23 protein-coding genes are annotated in these 25,447 nt (G+C 45.2%); 9 read left to right on the forward strand and 14 right to left on the reverse strand.

Annotated elements, in window-relative coordinates:
• The 5 genes from HQM15_09565 to HQM15_09585 form a co-directional block, all read left to right on the forward strand.
• The coding region (locus HQM15_09565; protein MBF0493014.1) for a hypothetical protein at positions 1-382 on the forward strand (382 nt) is incomplete at its 5' end.
• Between the two features lie 118 nt (positions 383-500).
• Complete coding sequence (locus HQM15_09570; GenBank protein ID MBF0493015.1) at positions 501-755, forward strand: hypothetical protein; 255 nt, start codon at positions 501-503, stop codon at positions 753-755.
• Position 756: 1 nt separating this feature from the next.
• Positions 757-1,077 (forward strand): type II toxin-antitoxin system PemK/MazF family toxin, encoded by a 321-nt coding sequence (locus HQM15_09575; protein ID MBF0493016.1) that lies wholly within the window; start codon positions 757-759, stop codon positions 1,075-1,077.
• A gap of 178 nt (positions 1,078-1,255) precedes the next feature.
• Positions 1,256-1,651 carry a HEPN domain-containing protein gene (locus tag HQM15_09580; GenBank protein MBF0493017.1) on the forward strand — a complete coding sequence of 132 codons (396 nt, stop codon included), beginning with the start codon at positions 1,256-1,258 and terminating at the stop codon, positions 1,649-1,651.
• On the forward strand, positions 1,630-1,950 hold the full coding sequence (locus HQM15_09585) for a nucleotidyltransferase domain-containing protein (protein MBF0493018.1): 321 nt from the start codon (positions 1,630-1,632) through the stop codon (positions 1,948-1,950). Before HQM15_09580 ends, HQM15_09585 begins: the two co-directional genes overlap by 22 nt.
• Before the next feature lie 10 nt (positions 1,951-1,960).
• Here HQM15_09585 and HQM15_09590 read toward each other — a convergent pair whose 3' ends face one another.
• Genes HQM15_09590 through HQM15_09605 form a run of 4 tightly spaced genes read right to left on the reverse strand, consistent with a single transcriptional unit; the run spans position 1,961 to position 9,990 of the window.
• Positions 1,961-4,969 carry a UvrD-helicase domain-containing protein gene (locus tag HQM15_09590; GenBank protein ID MBF0493019.1) on the reverse strand — a complete coding sequence of 1,003 codons (3,009 nt, stop codon included), beginning with the start codon at positions 4,967-4,969 and terminating at the stop codon, positions 1,961-1,963.
• The gene (locus HQM15_09595; GenBank protein MBF0493020.1) at positions 4,956-7,526 is read right to left on the reverse strand and encodes a PD-(D/E)XK nuclease family protein; all 2,571 of its coding nucleotides are present in this window, start codon (positions 7,524-7,526) and stop codon (positions 4,956-4,958) included. The genes HQM15_09590 and HQM15_09595 overlap by 14 nt, the downstream gene beginning before the upstream one ends.
• Positions 7,523-8,299 carry a crotonase/enoyl-CoA hydratase family protein gene (locus HQM15_09600; GenBank protein ID MBF0493021.1) on the reverse strand — a complete coding sequence of 259 codons (777 nt, stop codon included), beginning with the start codon at positions 8,297-8,299 and terminating at the stop codon, positions 7,523-7,525. Before HQM15_09600 ends, HQM15_09595 begins: the two co-directional genes overlap by 4 nt.
• Positions 8,300-8,331: 32 nt before the next feature.
• Positions 8,332-9,990, reverse strand: coding sequence for a methylmalonyl-CoA mutase family protein (locus HQM15_09605; GenBank protein ID MBF0493022.1), 1,659 nt, complete (start codon positions 9,988-9,990; stop codon positions 8,332-8,334).
• 64 nt (positions 9,991-10,054) lie between these two features.
• On the opposite strand from HQM15_09605, the gene HQM15_09610 reads away from it, so the two are divergent.
• The 3 genes from HQM15_09610 to HQM15_09620 are packed head-to-tail and all read left to right on the forward strand — an operon-like array spanning position 10,055 to position 13,576.
• Positions 10,055-11,443: a putative DNA binding domain-containing protein gene (locus HQM15_09610; GenBank protein MBF0493023.1), complete on the forward strand. Its 1,389-nt coding sequence runs from the start codon at positions 10,055-10,057 to the stop codon at positions 11,441-11,443.
• Between the two features lie 14 nt (positions 11,444-11,457).
• On the forward strand, positions 11,458-12,378 hold the full coding sequence (locus tag HQM15_09615) for a hypothetical protein (protein MBF0493024.1): 921 nt from the start codon (positions 11,458-11,460) through the stop codon (positions 12,376-12,378).
• Between the two features lie 28 nt (positions 12,379-12,406).
• Positions 12,407-13,576 (forward strand): HD domain-containing protein, encoded by a 1,170-nt coding sequence (locus HQM15_09620; GenBank protein MBF0493025.1) that lies wholly within the window; start codon positions 12,407-12,409, stop codon positions 13,574-13,576.
• Here HQM15_09620 and HQM15_09625 read toward each other — a convergent pair.
• The 10 genes from HQM15_09625 to HQM15_09670 form a co-directional block, all read right to left on the reverse strand.
• Positions 13,476-14,129 (reverse strand): HAD-IA family hydrolase, encoded by a 654-nt coding sequence (locus HQM15_09625; protein ID MBF0493026.1) that lies wholly within the window; start codon positions 14,127-14,129, stop codon positions 13,476-13,478. The genes HQM15_09620 and HQM15_09625 overlap by 101 nt on opposite strands.
• Positions 14,130-14,136: 7 nt before the next feature.
• The gene (locus tag HQM15_09630) at positions 14,137-15,474 is read right to left on the reverse strand and encodes a hypothetical protein (protein ID MBF0493027.1); all 1,338 of its coding nucleotides are present in this window, start codon (positions 15,472-15,474) and stop codon (positions 14,137-14,139) included.
• Positions 15,475-15,729: 255 nt separating this feature from the next.
• Entirely contained in the window at positions 15,730-16,920 is a 1,191-nt protein-coding gene (locus tag HQM15_09635; protein MBF0493028.1) for an ATP-binding protein, read from the reverse strand.
• Between the two features lie 68 nt (positions 16,921-16,988).
• The gene (locus tag HQM15_09640) at positions 16,989-17,507 is read right to left on the reverse strand and encodes a biotin/lipoyl-binding protein (protein ID MBF0493029.1); all 519 of its coding nucleotides are present in this window, start codon (positions 17,505-17,507) and stop codon (positions 16,989-16,991) included.
• 173 nt (positions 17,508-17,680) lie between these two features.
• A complete protein-coding gene (locus tag HQM15_09645) occupies positions 17,681-18,283 on the reverse strand; it encodes a hypothetical protein (protein ID MBF0493030.1) in 603 nt (200 codons plus the stop codon).
• A gap of 218 nt (positions 18,284-18,501) precedes the next feature.
• A complete protein-coding gene (gene accC / locus HQM15_09650; protein ID MBF0493031.1) occupies positions 18,502-20,010 on the reverse strand; it encodes an acetyl-CoA carboxylase biotin carboxylase subunit in 1,509 nt (502 codons plus the stop codon).
• Positions 20,007-20,300: a type II toxin-antitoxin system RelE/ParE family toxin gene (locus HQM15_09655; protein MBF0493032.1), complete on the reverse strand. Its 294-nt coding sequence runs from the start codon at positions 20,298-20,300 to the stop codon at positions 20,007-20,009. Before HQM15_09655 ends, accC begins: the two co-directional genes overlap by 4 nt.
• Positions 20,285-20,473: a hypothetical protein gene (locus HQM15_09660; GenBank protein ID MBF0493033.1), complete on the reverse strand. Its 189-nt coding sequence runs from the start codon at positions 20,471-20,473 to the stop codon at positions 20,285-20,287. The genes HQM15_09655 and HQM15_09660 overlap by 16 nt, the downstream gene beginning before the upstream one ends.
• A gap of 24 nt (positions 20,474-20,497) precedes the next feature.
• Complete coding sequence (locus tag HQM15_09665) at positions 20,498-22,051, reverse strand: methylmalonyl-CoA carboxyltransferase (protein ID MBF0493034.1); 1,554 nt, start codon at positions 22,049-22,051, stop codon at positions 20,498-20,500.
• A 203-nt stretch (positions 22,052-22,254) separates the two neighbouring features.
• A complete protein-coding gene (locus HQM15_09670; GenBank protein ID MBF0493035.1) occupies positions 22,255-23,583 on the reverse strand; it encodes an NAD-dependent malic enzyme in 1,329 nt (442 codons plus the stop codon).
• Between the two features lie 389 nt (positions 23,584-23,972).
• Here HQM15_09670 and glnA point away from each other — a divergent pair, with 389 nt between their 5' ends.
• Positions 23,973-25,400 carry a type I glutamate--ammonia ligase gene (gene glnA / locus HQM15_09675; GenBank protein ID MBF0493036.1) on the forward strand — a complete coding sequence of 476 codons (1,428 nt, stop codon included), beginning with the start codon at positions 23,973-23,975 and terminating at the stop codon, positions 25,398-25,400.
• The last annotated feature ends 47 nt before the right edge of the window (positions 25,401-25,447 follow it).

The following is a 25,447-nucleotide window of genomic DNA, read 5'->3' on the forward strand; positions in this document are numbered from 1 at the left end:
CGCGCTCAAAACCTGCCGCAATTTTAAATATGGGACGAGTGACGGAAATCTACCTAACGAGAGCAATGCCGATTTTAATAGAACCCATGACGAAGGCCCGAAGGATGTGGATGCTGTTCCAGTGAGTCCATTAAGGATAAGGATGAACGGAGTATTGGAGTGGTGCAACGGTTGGTATAGAGATAGTTTAGAGGGACTGGCCAAGACAACGGCTGGGTTTCTAAATCCGGAAATAATTAATGAACATGTTATTAGACGCGAGCTGCGTGGTGTTTCCTGGGACGACGATTTTGTCGGGGACGTGCGGGCGGCCAATCGGAACAACTTCAAACCTGTTGCTCGCTTCAATAATTTCGGGTTTCGGGCCGTCGTTATGCCCTAGGACTAGTGTTTTCCCTTTGTTTTCTTAAAATTTTACACTTTTTTCATGAAAAAATAGACTGTCAATCTTGACTTTATTTGACCTTCTATCCCATACTTCAGTATGAAAGGAGTATTCTATGGAGTATTCTGTGAAAACGGCTATTTCTTTACCTAAAGAGGATTTTCTAAAAATAGAGGCCTATCGTAAAAAAAATAAAAAAAGTCGAAGCGAAGTTATTCAAGAAGCAGTTCATCAATGGTTTGAAAACCATGCTCTCCAGGAAAAAGAGCAGCAATACATGCAGGGATATGCCCAAAAACCAGAAGAAGCGCAGGAAATAGAGCCTTTTTTCAAAGCAGGTTTAGGAGCCTGGAAAAAGGAGGAATGGTAAAATGCAGAGAGGAGAAATATGGTGGGCCCATTTTCCAAGACCTGTAGGTAAACGTCCGGTTGTTCTGCTTTCTCGAGACAAGGCAATTCAGGTGAGAACCCATCTCACGGTTGTGCAAATTACCCGTACTATCCGCTCTATTCCGACGGAAGTTTTATTGGGGCCTGAGGAAGGTCTGCCCAAGAAGTGTGTGGCAAATCTGGATGTGATTCAAACTATTCCCAAGTCAATTTTACTAGATAAGGTTTGTCTTTTGTCTTCCGAAAAAATGGAAGAAATTGAAAGTGCAGCATGTTTTGCATTGGGGTTTAAACTGATTTAGTTGATTATACTTGGCTGGGTTTCGCGTCGTTGCGCCCAGGGCTTACCCTACCGATGGTTGTACTAGAGAGTCGCATTGCGTCAGTTTATTTGGCGACTCGTCAGTATACCAGAGGTGTAGGTTCAATCCCATCCTCTCAATTGACAGCAGGCAATAGCTATTCTAGTGCCTAAGGTCTATGACTTCCCAAGATCTAACATCCCTCATCCAGCATTGGCTTTCCAGCTCGGATTACGATTGGGAGACCGCTCAAACCCTTTATAAATCCAAAAAATACCCCTACAGTTTGTTTTTTGGACATCTCTCCATTGAGAAACTGCTCAAGGCCTTATATACAAAAGAGCATAAAAAACATGCCCCCTTTACCCACAGTTTAAGCTACTTAGCGGGTAAGCTGAGCTTTGAATTGCAAAAAGAGCAGATTCAATTTCTGGAATCGATTAATGAATTTAATATCGAGGCCAGGTACCCCGATGAAAAACTGGTTTTCTATAAAAAAGCAGATCAAAAATTCTCTAAATTAAATCTCAAGAAGATGGATGAGTTGAGGCAATGGTTAAAAAAACAATTTTAAATCGCTTGAAAAAATTCCATCAGCTTTTGCTCAAAGAGGGCGTTGAGGTGAGCGCCCTGGTGCTTTACGGTTCTTACGCCCGTGGAACTGCCCATCGGGATAGCGATATTGATGTCTGTGTGGTTTCTCCTCAATTTGGAAAAGACCGTTTCGAAGAAGGAGTTTTTTTAAGGCACATTTCAGGGAGGGTGCATGCGCTGATTGAGCCGGTTCCCTGTTCGTTGAAGGATTATCAAAAGAATAAAGTTTCACCTCTGTTGCATGAGATCCGCAAAGAAGGAATTACTGTCTTTCACTAGTGCTATCACGTTAATTATAAAACCGCTGATTCACCCTACCCATCAAGTCTATCAAGAATTGCTCGTGAGTTTTCGCTTCCTCCTCACTGAAATCAAACAAAACGCTGCGTCCCGAGCGAATGAAGTAAATGCTCGCATGAAGCACTATTTTATTCAACATTTTGCTTGCAGCCAGGCAATAGCTGAGCAGTTGAAAGCGGTATTGTGAGGCAATCTCGGAGGCTTGTTGTGGTGAGAAGCTGGCTAGATGGGTTTTGTAGTCTACAATTTGCCATTTGGAATCGAGAAAATAAAGCCGATCGATACTTCCTCTCAGAAAATAAGTGGAGACTTGCAGCAAGAAGGGAATCTCGGAATACGCAGGTTTTGAGTTCAGAATTTGACTGAGCGTTTCTTCCTTTCGGGCTTCTTTAAGCAGTTTCAGATTTTCTTGAAAAGACTCCGGATGATCGAGGGGTTCTAACAGATTTTTCTGCCAGACTAATTTCAAGATCTCCTCGCTAGCTTGATGAAGATCTTTGGAAAGAAATTCCAGGCTTTGATGCAGGAGAGTTCCTAGAGTGAGGGCATCTAATTTAGAGACTGAAGTATTCCTGCGATCAAAAGCCTCTACATCCAAGTTTAAAGGTGGAAGCAAAAGGATATAGCGGGAATGGTATTCCTCTGGAGAGAGGAGAAAACATTCGAGTTCAGTGACGGAAAAGGTTTTTTTGCCAAGTAATTTTTGGGTTTTGAAAGGGTGAAAAACTTGCTTTGTCATCTCGAGAGAAGCGAGAGATCCAGTGGGTGCAATTGACAACCCAACTGGATCTCTCACTTCGCAAAGCTCCGTTCGAGATGACAGGCGCGGAGGATCGCGTGAGAGTAGCGATTTCTTCAACAGCTTTTTGAATTCCAATTTTTCATTGGTCTTCTCTTCGGGCAAAAATCCCAGGATCAATTTTTTTTCAGTGCGTGTCGCTGCGACATAGAAAATTCGATTTTCTTCCACTTCATTTTCTTTTTTCTTTTGCTCTGAAATCTCTTTCAAAAGGGCAGAGGCTTCAGTCTTGTACTGGAGGCCCAGAGAGGTTTTTGGAATTTTAAATCCAATGTTATCGTCTTGTCTTTGTGCGATGGGGACTTGATCGCTATTCATCCGATTGTCCAAAGAGGGAAGTAGCACAATGGGAAGATCCAAGCCCTTCGACTGGTGAATGGTCATGAAACAGAGGCTCTCTTGTGCACCGAGTTGGTCGGAAAGGGGGGCAATTTCGATATGCTCCTTTTGCATTTGACGAATATTTTTTAAAAATTCCGCGCAGGAGCAAGGGCTTTTTTCTTCGAAGTTTTGTATCCAATGTAAAAATTGCAGCAGGTTTTGAGCGCGTGATTGGGAAAAAGAATCTTGCTGATAAAGGGAGACGATCTGGCTTTCTTCAAAGATCCATTTTAATAATTCGGAGGCCTTCAGGCCGGGGGCCAGCGCTTTTATTTTTTGGCAGAAGGCTTCTTTCATCCAGAATTTTTCATTCGTCTTTTCCCAAGCCAGGTTTAAAATTTCTTCGTCGCTTTTTGCGATGAATGGGGAACGTAAAATTCCCAACCAGGGGATAGGATTTTCGGCTTCGCAGTAGGCCTTGAAGACTTGAAGGCAATCCAGAATTTCCTGGCATTCTAATAAACTGGAAACCCCTTTGACGAAGACGGGGATTCCTTTTTCACGAAACACATCCCAATAAATCTTCATAGGAGTTTTGCTGCGAAAAAGCACAAAGATAGACGCCGCTTTTTCGCCTTTGGCAAATAAGGCTAATACTCGCTCTGCGAGCAGTCTGGCTTCGCGTTCTCTTTTTTGAGAGGCCGATTCCTTTTCTTCCGCTGCGGCTTGCTCAATGACTTCCAGGCAGGCCTCTGCTGCTGCCACGCGTGCCGCGATCAGCGGTGGTTCCTGGGGAAACAATTCTTGAGAGAGGGTATTGACCCAATGCACCAAAGCGGGAGGGGATCTGAAATTGTGAGATAAAAAAAGTGTTTTTCCCCCCGAATTTTCTATCCATTGTCTGAAGCGTTCAAACACCGAGGCCTGGGCCCCGCGAAAATTGTAAATGGATTGTTTGGGATCTCCGACGATCAGCAGATGTGGGGCTGTAAAGCTTTCTTCCCTTGTTTCCCACTGCAGCAGATCTTTTAGAAAACGTTCTTGAGTAAAGCTGGTGTCCTGAAATTCATCAATCAAGAGGGCCTTAAAAAAACCTTGATAATGCGCCGCAATTTTGGGTTTGTTTTCTAACAGCTGATGACACTCTTCTTCGAGATCATTGAAGTCGAGGGCCTTCTTTTGTTTTTTAAGCTGAGTGTAATTTTGTAAACAAAGATTGAAAATAAACTCCAAGGCCTTTGGAATTTCAGGGGCTATGTCAGGATCCATTGGCCAGGGATCACTTTCCTGGCCTTTCCACTTGGGCCAATCTTTCAGCATACCCAAGAGCTGCCTTCTTAAAACTTTCCAGCTGTAGGCCTCAATCAAGAGTTTTAATTCCTGGTTTTGATCCAATAGTTTTTTTTCAAGCACTTCTTGGATGCCTTCTTGTTGTAACAAAAGGGCATCGCTTTGTTCCAAAATTTCAAAATCGAGTCCTCTCTCTAAACTCAGAGTCTCTCGTAAAATTTTAGAGGCAAGGCCGTGAAGGGTTAAGATGGGGGCCCGTAACAGTTCTTGTTTGGCTTGCTGCAATTCTTCAAGAGTCAATTGGGCATAGAGTTGAAAGATTTCAGATTCTGAATTTTGTAGCACCGTTTCTTTTTCAATTTCGTGCAGGCTTTTAAGCACTCTTTGTTTTAAATCGGAGGCGGCTTTGTCGGTAAAAGTGACCGCCAAAATCTGGGCAGGGCTTATTTTTTTTTGAAAAACCAGTTGCAGATAATGATGTACCAACACCGTTGTTTTTCCTGAGCCAGCGCCGGCAAGCAGGCAGAGGGGCACGTCTAGCTGCAGTATGGCTTCACGTTGTGCAGGGGTGAATTTAAGCGCGGTCATAATAGCGACAGACCTCCCGAAATTCACAATAGGCCAAACAAGGGTCGGGTTTTATTTCAAAGTTTCCCGATTTTATTTGTTCGGCATATTCCAAAATTTTGATTTCCAGATTTTTCCAAAATTCTTCCCATTCTGCGTCTTGGTAAATGGCGCCACTTCGAGCATTTTGAGAAAAACGCCTTTGATTTGTTTTGGGTAAAAGGCCGTATTTGAATTCCATGTCTTTTAAATTGAGGGCCATGCTGGCCAGCAATTGCATGGGTTTATTAAATTTCTTTTCTAATAGTTTTTTTGCGGCCAAGGCATAGAGAGGGAGCTGTATTTTTTGATAGGCCTTGATTTGCGGATTCAATTTGCTGAGCTCTCCTGTCTTATAATCAAAGACGGCAAATTCCCCTTTTTCGACATTGCAATCCACCCGATCAATCTTTCCCTGAATACGAATGCTGTTGTTTTTATTTTCAAAATGCAAGCTGTCTTCTTCTGAAAAACTGGCTTCAAAGAGGGTGGGTTTGCAGGGGGCCTCTGCATTTTCTTCATTTTTCCAGTAGAGGATTAATAGTTCCTGCAAAGTTTGCACGGCCTTGTGTTCAAAGGCCTTGCAGAGCTGAGTTTCCAGGTAAGGATGTTCTTTTTGAAAGCCTTCAGAGAATAAGCTGAATTCTTGAGCGAGTAGATTTTTAATCTCTTCGCGTTTGCTGCCCGAAAAAAGAGCGGCAAAAATATCCTCCGAAAACTTTTTGAAAAAAAGCTCCAAAAACGAATGCAACCAGCGTCCAGTGTCGAGGGCGTTAGGGTCTATTTCTTGTTCTTCCTTGCCCTTCATTTTCAACAGTACCTTGCCATAAAAACGGAAGGGACATTGGGCATAGTCTTCGAGTTGTGTGGCAGAAAATATGTGGGGGATTAATTGCTTGCGAAGTTGCTGCAAGATTTCCGGGTTCAAGATTTTCCCCGAATAAGAGTGCTGACCTTTCCATTCGAAAAGTCTTTTTCTTTCGGCGGCTAATTTTTTTTCAGCCTCAAAAATATTTTGAGTGGGTTTGTAATAGGCGATGGCTGCTTCTGAATCCAAGACTTCAGCGGCTTCAGAAATATCTTGAAGTAAAGGAAAGGGGGCCTGGGCCTTTCCTTGGGCATCCAGAATTGAATAGGAAAAAAATATTTCTTGTTCACTCAGGCTGAGTAATTCCTGAAAATGTCTTTCTTCGTGAAAAGCTTTATTCTTCAAGAGGGGCAAGGCCTTTCCCCAGAGTGAGATCTTTTTTTGACCAAAGACATTTTCGTTCATCTGAAAGACGAATACTTTCTCATAGCTTTCTAAACCCAGCTCGTTCCAAGTGGAGAGCCTTATTCCACAGTCATTTGCGCTTCCCAAAGGATAAAATATTTTTTGAGCGAGTTGAGCAAGATTGATTTGATCGAATCGAAAGGAAGGAAATTGATCCTGATAAAAAAGAAGGGCTTCCAGGCTTTCTTTCCAGATCTCAAAGGCCTTGTGCTCACGAATTTTTTCTTTGCAAAGCTTCATTGCCTCCTGAATTTCCAGACCTGAATTTTGTCTTAAAGTGTCACAGTTCAAAATGCTTTTATAATTTTTGATTCCCGTAGAAAATCCCAAATACCCCAGTTGTTCGCTCCAATAGTCTCCCCAAAAAGTTGAAGGGGGAATGAGCAGCAACATCTTACTCGCTTCTATTCCACTTTGCAGGGCCTCATCGATTTTTTGAAGGAGGAATCCTGCTTCCTCAAACGGCGTGTTAAAGGCACGACACTTGATTTTTGCCGTGTTTGGTTCTGGTTTTGTTTCTTGAATCTCTACATAATTTTCTCGAAACTCTTCCCAATCCTGGGCAATAAAATCCTGAGGATGCGTCTTGCCGGATTGCAGCCAGAGCAAAATCTGAAGTTTAGGATAAGAGCTGTTCAGTTGTTTTAATATTCTTTTGAAATTTAAATTCCCTTCTGGAAATCCAATAAAATAAAGGCTTTCCAGGCGATGGAGTACTTTACTTTTTTGTTGGACTATCCATTTAAAGGCCTGGTCTGAAAACTTGCGTTCATCCCAAAGTGTTTTTTGCTGTCTGAGCAGCAGATCATATTGCTCAAAAACTTTTTTCCATTTTTGGGCCAGCTCTTGTTCGAGTGGAACGATAAACTGAAAAAGTTGACTACTGCTTAAGCCTTCTTTTCGCCACTCTTGAGTCAGAGCAAAGAGGCTTTCTGAAAGGGTTTGCGGAATTTGCTCTTTTTGGGCGAGTTCGTTCCACAAATGTTCCAGCACCCAAGTTGCACTTGCCGACGGAATCTCCACATTTTCCTGCAATAATTCGCTGTAGAATCCTTCCAAAGTTAAAATACTTTTTCCAGTCAACACGCCTCCCAAATCCGGAAATTTCAATAAGGCCATTTCCACACTTTCCACGGCCGCTTGATGCGGACAAACAATGCGAAAGGAATCTTCCAAACGATGGGCAATGAATTTCTGGACAACAGACTGCAGCAGAATGGGCAAATCGGAACGTAAATTGGGAGAGCAGAAGAGGTGGAGAGTCATTTGGTTGAGCCCACTCGGCCTTTTCCCTTTGTAAAATTCTCCACTCCAAAAATAATTTCTCCACTTTGAATCGCCTGCATCCCATGATTGAATTCGTTGAGGAGCGCTTGGGGAAGCGGCATGTCAAACTGTTCATAGGCGCTCAGGCGATCGTGGCGCAGGCAGGCTTGAGGAAAGCGAATCAAGTCGGCTGCTAGCTGTTCAGCTATTTCACGAGCTTTGCCGTCTTCGGCAATCCGGTTAGCGAGCCCCATACTCAAGGCTTCGTCCGCTGCAACTGGCCTTCCCGTGAGAATCAAATCCATCGCCCGACTCAGACCAATGAGGCGTGGCAATCGGATGGTTCCTCCATCCACCAGTGGCACACCCCAGCGGCGGCAGTAAACCCCCACAACGGCGCTTTTTTCCATCACCCTCAAATCACACCAGAGCGCCAATTCCAAACCACCCGCCACCGCATAGCCTGAAATTGCTGCAATCACGGGCTTACTCAAAAGCAGTCGTGTAGGCCCTAAAGGCCCGTCGCCGCTTGGGTCCAAACGATGAGCCTGATTTTCATTCTGAGGATTGAGAATCGCCTTGAGATCGGCCCCCGCACAAAAAGTTCCACCCTTTCCATAGAACACCGCCACATCTGATTCCGGATCTTGATCAAAGTCTCTAAAGGCATCCGCTAAAGCCGCTGCTGTCGGCCCATCAATGGCGTTTTTCACTTCCGGGCGATTGAGGAGGACTGTCGTGATGCGGTTTTTCTTTTCGATGAGGAGAGGCATAAATTTTCCCCCTATGGCCGACAGTATAAAAGTCAGATTACAATTCTCTCCCGATACACCCCAAACACCTCTCTCAAGGTGTCGCTGATTTCTCCAAGCGAGGTGTAGCAGCGTACAGCCGTCAAAAGATGGGGCATTAGATTTTCACTGGTTCGAGCAGCAAGCGTCAGTTTTTTGCGGGCATTTTCGACCGCCAAGTTATCGCGATTGGCCTTTAATTTCTTGAGGCGTTCTACCTGCCGGGTTTCTACTTCAGAATTGACGCGCAAAATATCTTTCATCGCTGCTTCTTTTTTCTGAAATTTATTCACGCCCACGATGATAATTTTTTCTTCTTCGATAGCTTTTTGATATTGATAAGCGGCTTCCTGAATTTCCCGTTGCTGAAAACCTTCCTCAATCGCCTTAACGGCACCGCCCAGTTGGTCGATTCTTTCGATGTATTCCAGGGCGCGCTTTTCAATTTCATCGGTCATGGCTTCTACGGCGTACGATCCTGCAAAAGGATCGATTGTCTCTGTCACTCCAGTTTCATAAGCGATGAGTTGTTGGGTGCGCAAAGCAAGCGTGGCCGAGGCCTCGGTGGGAAGCGCCAGGGCTTCATCGCGTCCGTTGGTATGTAAACTCTGAGTGCCGCCAAAGACGGCCGAGAGGGCCTGGAAGGCGACGCGAACTCCGTTGTTGTCAATTTGCTGGGCCGTGAGGGTACTTCCACCGGTCTGTGTGTGAAAACGCAGCATGCAACTTTTGTCCGAGGCCTTGAAACGTTCGCGCATCAGCCTGGCCCACAAACGACGAGCGGCGCGAAATTTGGAAACTTCTTCCAGAAAATTATTGTGCGAGTTGAAAAAGAAAGAAAGTCGAGAGGCAAAGTCGTCTACCTTCAACCCTTTGTCTAACGCAGCTTTCACGTAAGCCAGTCCATTGGCCAGAGTAAAGGCTACTTCCTGCACCGCCGTCGAGCCGGCTTCGCGGATGTGATAGCCGGAAATCGAAATGGTATTCCACTTGGGGACATTGCTTTTGCAGAAGGCAAACAGGTCGGTAATGATGCGCATCGAATGTTCCGGGGGATAAATATAGGTGCCGCGGGCGATGTATTCCTTGAGTAAATCATTTTGCACCGTGCCAGAAATTTTATCGAAAGAGACCCCCTGTTTTTCGGCTACGGCCATGTAGAGCGCGAGTAGCGTGGATGCGGTGGAGTTGATGGTCATCGAGGTGGAAACTTTATCCAGGGGGATTTGCTTGAAGAGAATTTCCATGTCTTCCAGCGAATCGATGGCCACACCGGATTTGCCGACTTCACCACGAGAACGCGGGGAATCGGAATCGTAACCCATCTGGGTGGGCAGATCGAAGGCCACCGAAAGTCCAGTGCCTCCATTTTCAATGAGATAACGGTAACGCTGGTTTGATTCTTCGGCGCTGGCAAAGCCTGCATACATACGCATGGTCCAATGCCGACCGCGGTACATCGTCGGTTGCACGCCGCGTGTGAAAGGAAATTCTCCAGGGAAGCCCAATTTTTCTCCGTAATCGGGATCTTCATCCTCAGGAAGGTAGAGTCGCTCGACTTCGATGCCCGACGAGTTTTCAAAGCGCGTCTTCATTTCAGGATCGCGACTAAGGGATTTGGCGAGGGTGGTATTTTTCCAATTTTCGAATGAGTTTTTTAGTTTTGAGCACATGATATCTGAGTTATTCAATTTTATGCGTGGCTTTTCAACTATTTTTGATATGGATGAGAATATAATGAGACAAAGCCAAAATCTTTCGAAAATGCTCCGTTTGGGAGAGTCTGAGACTCTAGAGTTCAAAGAATCTTTCAATCGTGAATCGTTGGAAACTCTTTGTGCCTTTGCCAATACAAAAGGAGGTTCACTTCTGATTGGTATTGAAGATAATGGGGTTATTATTGGAACTCCTGCTCATTCCAATTTATTAAAAGACTGGGCAAATCAGATTGACCAAGCCACTGGCTTACAACCCTCTTTAAAACAAATTCAGAGGCAGGGCAAAAAAATTGTCCTTCTCAAAATTCAGGAAAGTAAAATCAAACCGGTATTGTACCGGGGGCGGGCTTATAGAAGAGTGGGAAACACCACGCGACAAATGAATGTTGAGGAACTGACACGTTTAGTTCTGGAAAATGGAGGTTCCACTTGGGATGAAATGACAGAGCCTCGGGCAAAGTGGAATGATATCAATCCTGCTAAAATAAAAATGTTTATCGGACTTGCGAATAATGTTGGGCGGCGGCCAATCTCAAGTCCTATTTCGGCTAAGCAACTTTTGGAAAAATTGAATCTGATTCAAAAAGGTAAATTGACAAGGGCCTCCCTTCTCTTGTTTGGAAAAAATCCACAAAAATTTTATCCTCAATCGCTGCTCAAAGTGGGACGTTTCAAATCAGAAACAATGATTGTAGATAATCAGGAGATGGAGGATACCCTTTTTGATCAGGTAGAATCGACTCTGAATTATTTGAGGGGACATTTGCAGACAAAATTTGAAATGACAGGAAAGCCTCAGCGCAAGGTGGTTTGGGAATACCCTTTGGAAGCCCTTCGTGAGGCAGTGATCAATGCTGTCTGTCATAGAGATTATAGCGACAAAGGGCATACACAAATTCGAATTTATGATGATAGACTTTTGATATGGAATCCTGGAGTCTTGCCGGACGGGCTTTCGGTTAAAATATTAAAAAAAGAACACCGGTCTATACCAAGAAATTCCTTGATTGCTAAAGTTTTGTTTTATGCGGGCTTGATTGAACAGTGGGGCAGTGGCGTTACAAAGATGCTTGAAGCAACGAAAACCGCCGGTCTTCCTGAGCCTCTTCTTGAAGAAGAAGAAGGATTCCGGGTAACTTTTTTGACTACCCCCCAAGCTACCCCCCAAGCTACCCCCCAAGCTACCCCCCAAGCTGATGGCAATTCTTTCAGCGAGATTGAAGAACAGCTATTGAAATTTTGCAAAAAACCTAGAACAAGAAAAGAAATTGTAAAGAATACAGGACTCAGTTTGGATTATGTTCGAAAAGAATTGTTGCCTCGTCTCATTCGAAGTGGAGAGCTTGTTTATACTCTGCCTCATTCTCCCCGAAGTCCGAAGCAGCAATATATTAGAAAACCAGAATAAACTAAGGAGTTACTATGGCCCTATCCGTTGCCGAAGCCAGTTCTATTACACTCAAAACCCTGCCTTATATTTTTCTAAGAATGCTCGTCTATTTAGGCGCGGCGATGTGTTTTTTTATTTATTGGATTGTCGTTTTTTTTGTGGGGCAGGGCGCGGCGCATATTCATGAAAATGTGCGTGTGGCAGTTTGGATTGTTGCCCTTATTTTACCCTTTCCACTGCTGAAACTTTTTCGAGAATATTTTCTGTATATGCTGAAAGCAGGGCATGTGGCGGTGATCACCCAGCTGGTGTTGCATGGAAGTCTTCCTGAAGGGGCGAGTCAAGTGGAATGGGGTAAACAACAGGTGATGAATCGATTTAAAGAAACTTCCGCTTTATTCTTGGTGGATCGATTGGTGAATGGAGTGATTCAATCGATTAATGGAATCATGCAAGGCATGGGCAATGCTTTTTCGGGCGTACCGGGGATGGAATCGATTATGAAATTTGCCGGCCTGGTGCTTCGCTTTAGTTTAACCTATATGGATGAAGCGATTCTGGCGCGAAATTTTATGACCCCCCAGGAAACCGTGTGGCAGTCGGCCAAAAACGGTTTGCTGCTCTACGCGCAAAGCTGGAAGGAAATTTTGAAGACCGCTTTTATTTTGGGCCTGGTGGCCCTCTTTGCTTATTCTGTGTTGTTTGTACTTTGCGCCATTCCTGTTTTTGCCTTGGGGGCGATGTTGCATCTGCATTTTTTAATCTCTGCCCTGGTGAGTTTAACTTTTGCCGCGGCCCTCAAATTGGCCCTGCTCGACCCTTGGGCGCTTACCAATATGATCTTGGTTTATGTGCGGAGCACTCAGGGGAAAGAGCCTGATGCAAGCTGGGAATCTAAATTAGAGGCAGTGTCGAGTAAGTTCAGGCAGATTAAAGAGAAGGCTTTGGCTTGAGTTTTTATATTCGAAAAGGGGAATCCCGATGTCCAAACTCATGATCCGCGATCTAAAAGATAATGAACAATTCGAAACGGCTGTGCTGGTGCTGCAAAAGTCGACCCTGATGTCCAAGGCCAACAAGCCTTATTTGAGTGTGAAGGTGATGGACGCCTCGGGAGAAATGGAGGCTCGGGTTTGGGATCATGTCGAAGAATTGGGCGCCCTCTTTGATAAAGAAGATTTTGTTTTAACGCGTGGAAAAGCCGTCCTCTATCAAGAAAAAATGCAGCTGAGTCTGATTAGTTTTAAAAAATTGAATCCGGATGATGTAAACATTTCTGATTTTTTACCCACCACTAAAAAGAATATCGAGGAAATGTTTTTGCAGTTCATGGGCCTCATCCAAAATAAAATCGAAAATCCCTGGATCAAAAAGTTTCTCCTGGCGGTCTTTGAAGATCCTAGAGTTCAAAAGAAATTCAAACGGGCCCCTGCTGCCAAAACCAATCATCATGCGTGGATCGGTGGCTTGCTCGAGCACGTGCTGCATCTCTGTGAGTTGGCGGGGGATGTACTGAAATATTATCCTCAAGTGAATGCAGATCTCGTTTATACCGGGCTCATGATGCACGATTTAGGGAAGATTGATGAAATGTTTTACGATCGGGGTTTTGGTTATACCGACGAAGGCCAGCTGGTAGGGCATCTGATTCAGGGCGTAGAACTTGTGTATGACAAGATCCGGCAGATAGAAAATTTTCCTCCCAAAATAAAAACGCATATTGTGCATCTTATTTTGGCGCATCACGGGAAACTGGAATTCGGTTCGCCGAAATTGCCTATGACCCTGGAAGCGATTATGGTGCATTATCTGGATGATCTGGATAGTAAAATTCAAGGCGTGATGGATTTGGCGGCAAAAGAAAATAATGGTAATTCCTGGGTCTCTTTCAATCGCCTGTTTGGAAGGCCGATGTACAAAGATAGTCGAATCGATTTGGAGGAAGATTTGAAGCCTGAGTTAGTTCAGCCACAAAAAAATGAAGTGACGAAAACGCCTGCAAAAGCTTTGGGAAGATTTCAAAACAGTTTGGGGGAGGCCTTGAAGAGAACTACTGAAAAAACCCAATCTTCGAAAACTCTCCAAAATTTTCAATCAAATAATCCGGCTGACAATCTACCAATTCCTGGCGAGGGCGCAGGCCGTAGGTGACTCCGCAGGTTTGAATGCCGGCATTTTTACCGGTATCGATGTCGATTTTTGAATCGCCTACCATTAAAATTTTTTGTGTGCTCAGTCCTTTCCGTTTTAGATCATCCAGAATGGGTTTTAGAATTCCTGCATCTGGTTTTTGAATAGGAAGAGAATCGCCGCCGATGAGCCAATCAAAATGGTGAGAAATATTTAACTCCTCCAAAATTTTTTTTGAAAAGGCATAAGGTTTATTGGTCACCACTGCTTTTTTGTGGTGTTGGTCTTGCTGTAGAAAATCCAATACGCCTGGATAAAGTTGCGAATGGTCGAGCAGATGTTCCTGGTAATGTGTCCAAAAGGCCTCCACCACGGTCTGGACAGGATCTCGTTCAGAAGAATTGAGGCAATCGCCAATCAATTGAGGAAGTCCCCGGCCCACAAAATCGATAATCGTTTCTTCGGGAAGTTCTTTATTGCCTGTAGAAGAGAGGGCGTAATTGACGGAAAGGGCGATGTCCTTTTTGGAATCGAGTAGGGTGCCGTCCAAGTCAAAAAGAAGTAGGCCATGCATAAGAACCTTACAGCGCCTTGCTCAACAAGGGTTCTTCCGCAAATAAACTCGAGTCCATGATTTCATCCCGCTTGAATTTGAGTGCAATCTTGCTGAGAAGCTGTTGGTGGTAAGCGGAGAAATCATGAATAGGACGACTGGCAACACCGGATTCCATGGCCGCCTTCGCCACGGCGGGCGCTACATAGAGTAGTACGCGAGGGTCTAAAGGTTTAGGAAGAATATAGTCACTTCCAAATTGCAGCTCTTTCAGTTGATAGGCCTGGCATACCGAAAGGGGTACTTTTTCTCTGGCGAGTGTTGCCAAGGCCTTGGCAGCGGCGAGTTTCATCTCTTCGTTGATTTTTATGGCTCCCACGTCCAGGGCCCCACGGAATATAAAGGGAAATCCCAAAACATTATTGACCTGATTGGGGTAATCGGAGCGTCCTGTGGCGATGAGAATGTCTTTGCGTGTGGCCAAGGCCAGCTCAGGCGTGATTTCAGGATCAGGATTTGCCATCGCAAACACAATGGGTCTGGGGGCCATATTTTCTAACATCTCAGCGCTGACTAAGCCCTTTTCAGAAAGACCCATAAAGACATCGGCATCTTTTAAGGCCTCTGCCAGAGTGGAAAGTTTGGAGTCTTGAGCGAAGAAACCGCGTTGGGCTTCCAGATTTTTTCGATCTTTGGTGACCAGGCCTTGTCGATCGACCATCCAGATATTTTCTCTTTTTACGCCGATCTTCATGAACATGTGTGCGCAGGCAATGCCCGCAGCGCCTGCACCCGAAAAGACTACCTTCACGGATTCCGCTTTTTTCCCGCTGATCTCCAAGGCATTCATCAAGCCCGCTGTACTAATGGTGGCCGTCCCATGCTGGTCGTCATGAAAAACAGGGATGGACATTTCATCGATGAGACGTTTTTCAATATAAAAACACTCGGGGGCCTTGATATCTTCCAGATTGATTCCACCAAAGGTGGGTTCCAGGGACTTTACAATTTGTACAAATTTTTCAGGATCCTTTTCATTAATTTCCAAATCAAAGACATCTACATCCGCGAATTCTTTAAAAAGGACGGCCTTCCCCTCCATCACGGGCTTTGCCGCAATGGCACCAATATCTCCCAAACCCAAGACCGCCGTGCCATTGGTGATGACCGCTACCAGATTTCCTCGCGTGGTGTATTTGTAAACCTCTTCAGGATTTTTTTCGATTTCCAGACAGGGGGCTGCTACACCGGGAGAATAGGCAAGGGACAAGTCGTACTGAGTGGCACAGGATTTGGTAGGTTGAATGGAGATTTTTCCAGGTCGTCCTTGAGAATGGTAATCTAAGGCTGCATTTTTAAAAGGCATGTGTACCTCGATTTTTTTGCATAACAAAAAAAATATGGAAAGAAGGTCTTAGCGAAGTGTTTTGGAGATGTCAATTAGGTGTGTGTTGCTTATAAAAGGGGATCGTGTTCATTTTTTTTACATCTTCTACAATACAGCGTAGATTAACATTTTCGCCCTCTCCCCCGGAGGGAGAGGGTCAGGGAGAGGGGATTTCTGCGGAACCGATTATCGCAAATATCGCGTAACATGAGTCAGTAAAAAAGAAACGCTTTCCTAAACCAAACAAGAACAAAAATCTTCCGCTGCAAGGATAGCATTGAAGCGAGTTTCTGAAATCCCCATGCCCTGCGCTTTAATGTTTTGCACGACCTGTAAAGAATATTTGGGTTTTAAAATATTGGAGTAATATTGAAGCGAAGGGCTTAAATGGGTGTCTGAAAGTTTTGCTTCTACCAAAAGGAAAGGCAGTCCTTTCTCAGTGACCAAAAAATCGACTTCGCGTTTTTGTTTATCGCGAATGTAGTAAAGTTCATATTCTCCCAGGCCGGTGTCTGTCCAATAGTGAACCGATTTTAAAAGATGCGAAGCAATCATGTTTTCAAATCTTGCACCTTCGTCTTCAATTTCGGACCAGTCCCACAAATAAATTTTGGGCATTTTTTTGAGGGAAGTTTTACTCGTGCCTCGGTAGGGTTGCAAAGTATAGATGTAAAAAAGATGTTGGAGAAATTGTATCCAACGCCGAACGGTATCCACACTATTGTCCAAGTCCTGAGCCAGATTTTGAGTATTGAGAAGGCCCGCTGCTCTTTTGCTGAGCAGGCGTACAAGTAATTCTATGGCTGAGAGGTCTTCAATGCGAGAAAGATCTCTCAGATCTTCTCGTATTAATAAATCTCTTCGGGTTTGAATCCATTTTTGATGAGAGCTTTCTCGGGCGGCCAAAAAAGGTTGAGGAAATCCGCCAAATTTAGACAAGGCAGACCAAACTTTGGGAATTTTCTGGGCTTTGCGAAACAGCTTGTCTTCAAAAGGATGATTTGAAATTTCTCCCAAACTCAAGGGATGATGCCGGTAGAGATAATAACGGCCTAGCAAACTGTCTCCACCGCGGTGAAACACATTCAGGCGTGCACTGCCGGTGACTACAAATTGAAGCTCACGATGATGCTTGTCATAAATACCCTTTAACCAATTTCTCCATTTTGGATTTTTATGAATTTCATCAAGGATGAAGACTGTTTTGTTTTTACCCCGTTTTGCAGCCTCTTCAAAAAAACGAGCAGGAGAACTTCGAAGAAAAATTCTGTCGTCTGCATCGTCCCAGTTCCAGTAAATATTTTGTTTGGATTTATAATCTAAAGCGGTGGTGGTTTTTCCCGATTGCCGAGGACCGGCGAGAAAAGCCATGTTTTTTTCGAACTTGAAATGATCTTCTAGAACTTCTTCGTAGATTCGGCGCATTTGACTATTCTAGGACCTATCGTAAAAAAGTCAAACTTATAACTTTTTTACGATAGCCTTGAGAAAAGTCATTTTCCCTCTTTCATCACTAATAGCAATTTTTGTCCCGATTCCACCGTATCTCCTGCTTTCACAGCAATTTCTGCTATCACCCCATCGCAGGGAGCTAGAAGCTCATTCTGCATTTTCATCGCTTCGACCACCACCAGGGGCGTTCCCTTTTTGACAGTGTCTCCGAGCTTTACTTTTACATCCACTACTTTCCCAGGCATGGGGGCTGTAATCAGTCCACCGCCTGCACCAGCGACTGCTTCCCCTTGAGAAAAGAGACGCCGCCGGGGATCAAAAACTTCGAGATGATAGGGAACATGGCCAATATTTAAATCACAGGCATCTTTGTTAAAGCTGATTTCGGCTTCCAAAATTTTGGAGTTGTCGATGGAGAAAGAGTAGAGGGGATTTTTATCAAAAAGAGGACGGAAACGGTGCGAGGTTTCGCCTAAACGAATGAGAAAGTCCTCTCCCTCTCGAGTGATGTCGATGTTGTGTTCCTGTTCGTCTAAAATGAGGGTGTATTGTCGTGTCATAGGGATCTCCTCCTCTCCTCTGCCATCCCCTCTCCCTCGAGGGGAGAGGGCAGGGTGAGGGTGATATTGGATGCAATTTGTATTCTTTTTTTCTACTTTCGCTTCATTCGTTCCTTATATAGATTGAGATTAGCACGGCGGCTATACAATCCAGGCGAATGCTTTGAAAGCTGCTACGCAATATGCCATTCTCGCTTTGAGGCATTCCACACATAATCTTGCACATTACCGAGATCTTTAGCCCCTTGATAAGTATGCTCGTAAAAAATTTTTAAGACCACTTGAATACCCTGTGATGCAACGACGTTAATATTTAATCCACGGCTCTGTAATTCTTCGTTTACCACAAAGTCACGTTGACGCTGATCTTGACCAACCATGACCATACGCGCAGTAAATAAGTTGGACAAATCGAATTCGAATTCACGATTTTGGGCGATGATAGCTACATGGATTGTTAAATCTGCAAAACGATTATTTGTGATATTTTTGTAGTGTATGCGAGTAACATCAACAACTTGATTTTTCACCTGGGGGTGAAGATTGACAACTTGTATTAGCAGTTGGGGCCGTTTACTTTCCACAAAAGCCATATTTGCCTGGAGATAACTGTAGACGACAATTGTTGCGGAAATCAACGCCCCAAGGCATGTTATAATTGAGATAATGGAAGTAATATGCTCTGATGGAGTAAGATTAGCATTGCTAACCCACCACACAGTAAACCCAGATACAATCAATAAGAGAACTGAAATTATAATTGGAATCTTTCTCATATGTAGCGAGATCTCTGTTGTCTAACTTGTTATTGTGTAGAATTCTATTCCCAATAATATCGGATTAAAGCATTAATCATAAGAGTTGGTTCTATCTAATATCCATTCTTTTTATCCCCCTCTCCCTGCCCTCCCCCTCCAGGGGGGAGGGTGGAAAGATTGATCTACACTGCGCTGTATGAGATGTGTAGATACCTATTCCCGTTGGGGTTGAGGTCTCACTTTCTCATTCCTTCAGCTCTCCCTGCCAAACGCCAGTTGGAGGCATCTTGCACGCTGCCTGCTGTGATTTGAGGTTTTCGTTTTTCATCTTCCAGAAACTTGGCCAGGGCGGCGGCCATTAGGGCATAAGTTTGTTCTGTAGGGTCAATCTTAAGTATCTCTTCCAAATGTTTTGCGACAAAATGGGTGTCGTAATTCCCTTGCACGAAATCGTCGATCTCCAAGGCCCGGCGGTGAAAGTAGAGATTGGTCTTGGGCCCACTGACGCGATATTCGGTGAGGGCGCGTTTGGTTCGCTCGATGGCTTCAGTGCGATCTCGTCCCCAGCAAATGAGTTTAGAAAGTACTGGATCGTATTCAAGAGGAATTTGAAAGCCTTGATAGATTCCATTATCCAGCCGCACTCCAGGGCCATGGGGATATTGCTGGTCCACCACGAGACCCGGAGAAGGCATGAAATTATGAAAAGGGTCTTCGGCGTAAACACGGCATTCGATGGCATGCCCCGTCTGTTTCAGATCTTCCTGTCTGTAAGGAATGGCTTCTCCTTGTGCGACGAGAATCTGCAGTTTCACCAGATCCACGCCGGTGACCATTTCGGTGACGGGATGTTCCACCTGCAAACGCGTGTTCATTTCCAGAAAATAATAATTCTGATGTTTATCCACCAGGCATTCGATGGTTCCGGCGTTATAATAGTTCACCGATTTACACAGTTGCACGGCCATGTCACAGACGGCTTTGCGGGTTTTTTCGCTGATAAAGGGGGAAGGCGATTCTTCGATGACTTTTTGATGTCGACGTTGCACCGAGCATTCGCGCTCGAAGAAATGAATCACAGACCCGTGCAGATCCCCAAATACCTGCACTTCAATGTGATGTGGGCCTTCGACATATTTTTCAATGTAGATGGCGCCGTCCTTAAACGATTTGATGGCCTCACTCTGCGCCATTTCGAAGGCACTTTTGAGTTCTTCCTCTTTTTGAACCGCGCGCATTCCCTTGCCCCCTCCGCCGGCTGCGGCTTTGAGGAGGACAGGGTAACCGATTTCTTTGGCGACCCCCAAGGCCTCAGCGACATCCAGCAAAGGGCGCTCAATGCCCGGGACAATAGGCACTCCGGCTTTCTGGGCAATTTTACGGGCCTCAATTTTGGAACCCATGGCACGAATCAAGGCGGGATTCGGTCCGATGAAAATCAGACCGGCCTTTGTGATCTGTTCGGCAAAATCCGCATTCTCCGATAAAAAACCATAACCCGGATGAATGGCATCGGATCCCGACTTGCGAGCGGCGTCTAAAATTTTAGGGACATTCAAATAACTTTCCGAAGGCGTGTTAGCTCCCAGATGATAAGCTTCGTCCGCACGACGCACATGCAGGGCCGCACGATCGGCATCCGAATAAACGGCCACGGTTTGGATGCCCATTTCGCGGCAAGCACGAATGACTCGCACAGCAATTTCGCCACGGTTGGCGATGAGGATTTTTTTAATTTTTTTCATTCTGTAATCTCGTAATTTCGAGCCCCATGAACGATAGCCATTATGAAAACAAGATCTTCTGAAGTTTGATAAATAATTCTATATTTTTTTACAAAAACTTCTCTTAAATTATGTACGCCTTCCGCCTCTACATGAACTCCCCGCTCAGGAAATAAAGTGAGTTCAGCTACTTTATCTTTAATTTCTTTGATAAATTCTTTTGAATAATAAATAGAATCCCTTGCAATGAATTTGCGGATTTCCCGCAAATCTTCCCTTGCATTTATAGACCAAACTATTCTTCTAGCCATTGATTCATCTCTTTTTCTACTTCTTCCTGAGAAACAACTTCGCCTCGTTCAATTTGTTTCTGAGCGCGTTTTATTTTTTGCAAGACATACAAATGATATTGGACATCTTCTAAGGTACAAGTATCCGGGAGATGAGATAGAATTTTTTTTACATCTTCTTTAATGGTTTGCATTTTTCCTCCTTCAGTTAATCTCTATTATAAAGGAATATTCCCATGTTTCTTCGCCGGATTTTTATCTACTTTATTTTTGAGCATTTCTAGCGATTGAATAATCTTGATTCGGGTTTCGCGGGGATAAATGACTTCATCGATAAATCCAAGTTCCGCCGCTTTATAGGGATTGGCGAAGGTTTCCCGATATTCTTGGGTGAGTTTTGCGCGTTTGGCGTTGGAGTCTGTGGCCGTTTCAATTTCTTTCTTAAAGATAATGTTGACGGCGCCATCCGAGCCCATGACGGCAATTTCCGAGAAAGGGTAGGCCAGGTTGATGTCGGCTCCCAGATGTTTGGAGCTCATCACATCATAAGCGCCGCCGTAGGATTTGCGGGTGATGACGGTGATTTTTGGCACTGTGGCCTCGGCAAAGGCATAAAGCAATTTGGCTCCGTGCAAAATGATGCCTCCAAATTCCTGACTGGTACCGGGTAGAAACCCAGGGACATCCACAAAAGTAATAATGGGGATATTAAAGGCATCGCAGAAGCGCACAAAGCGGGCGGCTTTAATCGACGCCGCTATATCCAGGCAGCCCGCCAGCACATTGGGTTGGTTGGCGACGATTCCTACAGATCTTCCATTGTATCTTCCAAAACCGACAATCATGTTTTTGGCGTAATCGGGGCCGATCTCAAAGAAGTAGCTTTCATCCAAAGTGGATTTAATGAGGGCCTTCATGTCGTAAGGTTTGTTGGGATGGTCGGGAATAAAGGCATCCAGACTTTCATCCACGCGATTGGCATCATCTTTGGTGTTTTGCAGAGGGGCATCCTCTTTATTATTGGAAGGAATAAAACTGAAAAGTTCGCGAATCATCAAAAGCGCGGCCTTGTCGTCCGGGGCCTTGAGCAAAGAAACGCCCGATTTGGAATTGTGCGCCGCGGCTCCGCCCAAATCTTCTTTGGTGACCACTTCGTGGGTGACGGCCTTGATGACATCCGGACCGGTGATAAACATCTGAGAGGTATTTTCAACCATCAAAATAAAATCGGTAATCGCCGGGGAGTAAACCGCGCCGCCTGCACAAGGCCCCAAAATAGCCGAAATTTGAGGAATGACCCCCGAGGCCTTCACATTTCTTAAAAAGATATCTCCGTAACCGGCCAAAGATTGCACGCCCTCTTGAATGCGTGCCCCACCGGAATCGTTCAAGCCAATCACCGGTGCGCCGGTCTTCATCGCCAAATCCATCACCTTGCATACCTTGCGGGCGAAGGCTTCACCGAGGGATCCCCCAAAACTGGTGAAGTCCTGGGCAAACACATAGACGAGGCGTCCGTCAATATTGCCGTAACCAGTAATGACTCCATCCCCTAAAATTTTCTTTTCCTGCATGTTGAAATCGGTACAACGGTGGGCCACAAATTTATCGAGTTCCACAAAGCTGCCGGGGTCGAGCAAAAAATCCACGCGTTCCCGTGCGGTGAGCTTCTTGGCCTTATGCTGGGCCTCGATGCGGGCCTTCCCTCCGCCCAGTTCGGCTTCTGCACTTTTCTGTTTCAAGAGTTCTATCGATTGGGCATTGGAAGACATAAGTTTAATATTTATGCCCTCTCTCCCTTGAGGGGAGAGAGTTGGAGAGAGGGTACTATTGGATTTTAAGTTGCATCCAATATCACCCTCTCCCTCACCCTCTCCCCTCTCAAGGGAGAGGGGAATTTCGAGTAACTAGGAAAACAGGTTATAAACATCTGAAGTTTTTTGAAGAAGTCAGTTAATGGCAGAGGTCTTGGGCGTCAAGAATTAATACACACTCCAGCCTTGACAGCCGCCTTGGCGACGGCCTTGGAAACCGCAGCATGCACCGTCATATCCAAGGCATCGGGAATGATTTCGCCTTCGGGGGTTTGCTGGACAATGGCTTCCACGGCGGCGATGAACATTTCATCGGTGATGCGAGTGGCCTTGGAATCGAGAGCCCCCTTAAAAATTCCGGGATAGCCCAGAAGATTGTTGACGCGGCTGCCATCAGTGGCAAAGGCAGCGCCGGCGTTGATGGCATCGGCGATGGAGATTTCCGGGAAGGGATTGCTGAGGGCCAGGATGACCTGTTTTTTTTGTATCATTTCCGGCTTAATCAAGTTGGCGATGCCTGTGGTGGCGACGACGGCCTGACAATTTTTCATTAAATACTCAAGGCTGCAATATTCACCGCCAAAACTTTTGAAACGATCGATGCAGTCCTGACTTAAGTCTGTGCCGTAAACCGGGTTTCCCGTATATTTCATGATCAGGCGGGCAATGGCCGAACCTGCCGCCCCCAAGCCGACTTGTCCCACCTTTATTTTTTTGATGTCGATGCCCGCCAGTTGGCAGGAATTGATAAGACCCGCCAGGGCAACCGTGGCGGTTCCATGCTGGTCATCGTGCATGACAGGAATTTTCAGGCGACGAATGAGTTCTTCTTCGATCTTAAAGCAGTCGGGTGCGCGAATGTCTTCCAGCTGAATGGCAGAAAAGGTACAGGAAATGGTTTCGACGGCATCCACAAAGCGTTTCACATCCAAAGTATCCATCAAAATAGGGATCATGTGCAGGCCTGAAAATTGATTAAAAAGCGCGGCCTTTCCTTCCATCACCGGCATGGACGGCACAGGGCCCAAATTGCCCAGGCCCAGCACGCGACTTCCGTTGGTGATGAGGGCAACGGTTTTAGAGATGGTGGTAAATTGTGCTGCCTGGCGAGGATCTTCTTTGATAAGACGGCAAACACTGGCCACTCCTGGGGTGTAGACTTTGCGTAAATCGTCGATGCTGGTGACCGGATGTTTGGGAAGAAGGATGATTTTTCCACCGCGGTGCATTTCCAACACCTCGTCGATGACTGCCTCGAGTTCGACCTCGGATAATTTCCTAACAGCTTCGACAATGCGATTCAAATGATCTTCGCCATCGACCATGACGCTGATATCTCGAACGTTATTGAAATCGCCCAGGCTCACGGTTGAAACATTGCCGATATCTCCACCGAGGCCGCTGATGGTATTGATCAGCTTGGCAAGCACACCAATAATTTTTTGATTCTTACAACGGAGAGTTTTGATGATTTTTTGTTTGTCCGACATAGACAAATTTTCCTAACGGGGGGGAGTGAGGAGAGTCAAGGATTTCTTCCGTTCCAAACAGGTCCCCCTTGAATGATTCTTTTTAAGCACTCGATTATTTTTTGAGCAAAGCTCGCAAGGTCTCTTTCTAGCTCAAAAATACTAAGTGCTTGAAATGTTATATGGAACGGTAAAATCACTTTTGGTATGTGTTTTGCTCTGTGCTTTGCTGTGAGTGTGCCTCAAAGTTTCACCCTCTCCCTAACCCTCTCCCGTCAAGGGAGAGGGGACTAGGATTCAGCTAAAGATGTGACGAAATAATTAGACAGCCAGGGGAGACTTTGCTATGCGCGGGTGCTTCAAAAAAATTTTGTTCAGTAATGAACCTATTTAAATAAGGAGAGAGAAAAATGGCTAAAACAGCAAAAGACGTTGTGGCCTTCGCCAAAGAAAACAAGGTCGCAATGATTGACGTCAAATTCACCGATTTTATTGGAACTTGGCAGCACTGGACTTGTCCGATGTCCCAATTTTCCGAGGCCACCTTTACCGATGGTTTTGCCTTTGATGGATCTTCCATCCGCGGATGGCAGCCTATCAACGCGTCGGACATGGGAATGATTCCAGATGTAAACACCGCCGTGCTGGATCCCTTCACTAAAGTTCCCACCTTGAGTGTGATTGCCGACATCGTCGATCCCATCACCAAGCAACCTTATAGCCGTGATCCCCGCTACGTGGCCAAAAAAGCAGAGGCCTATGTGAAGAGTTCTGGAGTGGGGGATAGTATCAACTTCGGGCCCGAGGCCGAGTTTTTCATCTTCGATTCAGTGCGTTTTGATCAAACCTGCAATTCCGGTTTTTATTTTGTGGATTCCGTGGAAGGTCGCTGGAATTCCGGCAATGAAATCCTTCCCGATGGTTCCACCAACCTAGGCTACCTGCCTCAGAATAAGGGCGGATATTATCCCGTAGCCCCTGTGGATACCCTGGTGGATATTCGCGCTGAGATGTGTCTCGAAATGGAAAAGGTGGGAATGATTGTAGAAGCTCAGCATCACGAAGTGGCTACCGGTGGGCAATGTGAAATCGATTTTAAATTTTCTACCTTAACCACCACCGCCGATAATTTAATGTGGTTTAAGTACATTGTGAAAAATGTTGCGCGTCGTTACGGAAAGACCGTGACCTTTATGCCCAAACCTTTGTTCGGTGACAATGGTTCGGGTATGCATTGCCATCAATCCATCTGGAAAGGTTCTACGCCCTTGTTTGCGGGTGAAAAATATGGCGGTATTTCCGAGATGGCTTTGCACTACATTGGCGGTATCTTGAAACATTCCCGTTCCCTGGCTGCCTTTACCAATCCGACCACCAACTCCTATCGTCGTCTGGTGCCGGGTTATGAGGCTCCCGTCAATTTAGCTTACTCCGCTCGTAACCGTTCTGCGGCGATTCGTATTCCCATTGTTTCGTCTCCCAAGGCAAAGCGTATCGAAGTGCGCTTTCCTGATCCTTCTGCCAATGGCTATCTGGCTTTCGCGGCCCTGTGTATGGCAGGTCTCGATGGTATTGCGAATAAGATTGATCCAGGTTTGGCCCTGGAGAAGGATATTTATGCTCTTTCTTCTGAAGAATTAAGAAGTGTTCCTCAAATGCCTGGAAGCCTGGAAGAGTCTTTGAATGCCTTACGAGAAGACAATGCCTACTTGTTAAAGGGCGATGTGTTTACCGAAGATCTGCTCACTAAATGGTTGGAATATAAAACCGAGAATGAAGTGGATCCTGTTCGCTTGCGTCCAGTTCCTTACGAATTCTCGCTTTATTTTGATATTTAATCGCCAGTCCCCTCTCTCTTGAGAGCATAGGTATCTACACATCTTTT

It is taken from the genome of Deltaproteobacteria bacterium, from assembly GCA_015233135.1.
In the GTDB taxonomy this organism is placed as follows: domain Bacteria; phylum UBA10199; class UBA10199; order JADFYH01; family JADFYH01; genus JADFYH01.

Excerpts from the sequence above, each read along its gene's own strand:
- HQM15_09615 (MBF0493024.1), top strand. The coding sequence starts at position 11,458 with ATGGCCCTATCCGTTGCCGAAGCCAGTTCTATTACACTCAAAACCCTG.
- glnA (MBF0493036.1), top strand. The coding sequence starts at position 23,973 with ATGGCTAAAACAGCAAAAGACGTTGTGGCCTTCGCCAAAGAAAACAAG.
- HQM15_09605 (MBF0493022.1), bottom strand. The coding sequence starts at position 9,990 with ATGTGCTCAAAACTAAAAAACTCATTCGAAAATTGGAAAAATACCACC.
- HQM15_09595 (MBF0493020.1), bottom strand. The coding sequence starts at position 7,526 with ATGACTCTCCACCTCTTCTGCTCTCCCAATTTACGTTCCGATTTGCCC.
- HQM15_09640 (MBF0493029.1), bottom strand. The coding sequence starts at position 17,507 with ATGACACGACAATACACCCTCATTTTAGACGAACAGGAACACAACATC.
- HQM15_09575 (MBF0493016.1), top strand. The coding sequence starts at position 757 with ATGCAGAGAGGAGAAATATGGTGGGCCCATTTTCCAAGACCTGTAGGT.
- accC (MBF0493031.1), bottom strand. The coding sequence starts at position 20,010 with ATGAAAAAAATTAAAAAAATCCTCATCGCCAACCGTGGCGAAATTGCT.
- HQM15_09620 (MBF0493025.1), top strand. The coding sequence starts at position 12,407 with ATGTCCAAACTCATGATCCGCGATCTAAAAGATAATGAACAATTCGAA.
- HQM15_09580 (MBF0493017.1), top strand. The coding sequence starts at position 1,256 with ATGACTTCCCAAGATCTAACATCCCTCATCCAGCATTGGCTTTCCAGC.
- HQM15_09665 (MBF0493034.1), bottom strand. The coding sequence starts at position 22,051 with ATGTCTTCCAATGCCCAATCGATAGAACTCTTGAAACAGAAAAGTGCA.
- HQM15_09570 (MBF0493015.1), top strand. The coding sequence starts at position 501 with ATGGAGTATTCTGTGAAAACGGCTATTTCTTTACCTAAAGAGGATTTT.
- HQM15_09630 (MBF0493027.1), bottom strand. The coding sequence starts at position 15,474 with ATGCCTTTTAAAAATGCAGCCTTAGATTACCATTCTCAAGGACGACCT.
- HQM15_09600 (MBF0493021.1), bottom strand. The coding sequence starts at position 8,299 with ATGCCTCTCCTCATCGAAAAGAAAAACCGCATCACGACAGTCCTCCTC.
- HQM15_09625 (MBF0493026.1), bottom strand. The coding sequence starts at position 14,129 with ATGCATGGCCTACTTCTTTTTGACTTGGACGGCACCCTACTCGATTCC.
- HQM15_09635 (MBF0493028.1), bottom strand. The coding sequence starts at position 16,920 with ATGCGCCGAATCTACGAAGAAGTTCTAGAAGATCATTTCAAGTTCGAA.
- HQM15_09590 (MBF0493019.1), bottom strand. The coding sequence starts at position 4,969 with ATGACCGCGCTTAAATTCACCCCTGCACAACGTGAAGCCATACTGCAG.
- HQM15_09670 (MBF0493035.1), bottom strand. The coding sequence starts at position 23,583 with ATGTCGGACAAACAAAAAATCATCAAAACTCTCCGTTGTAAGAATCAA.
- HQM15_09610 (MBF0493023.1), top strand. The coding sequence starts at position 10,055 with ATGAGACAAAGCCAAAATCTTTCGAAAATGCTCCGTTTGGGAGAGTCT.
- HQM15_09655 (MBF0493032.1), bottom strand. The coding sequence starts at position 20,300 with ATGGCTAGAAGAATAGTTTGGTCTATAAATGCAAGGGAAGATTTGCGG.
- HQM15_09660 (MBF0493033.1), bottom strand. The coding sequence starts at position 20,473 with ATGCAAACCATTAAAGAAGATGTAAAAAAAATTCTATCTCATCTCCCG.
- HQM15_09585 (MBF0493018.1), top strand. The coding sequence starts at position 1,630 with ATGGTTAAAAAAACAATTTTAAATCGCTTGAAAAAATTCCATCAGCTT.
- HQM15_09645 (MBF0493030.1), bottom strand. The coding sequence starts at position 18,283 with ATGAGAAAGATTCCAATTATAATTTCAGTTCTCTTATTGATTGTATCT.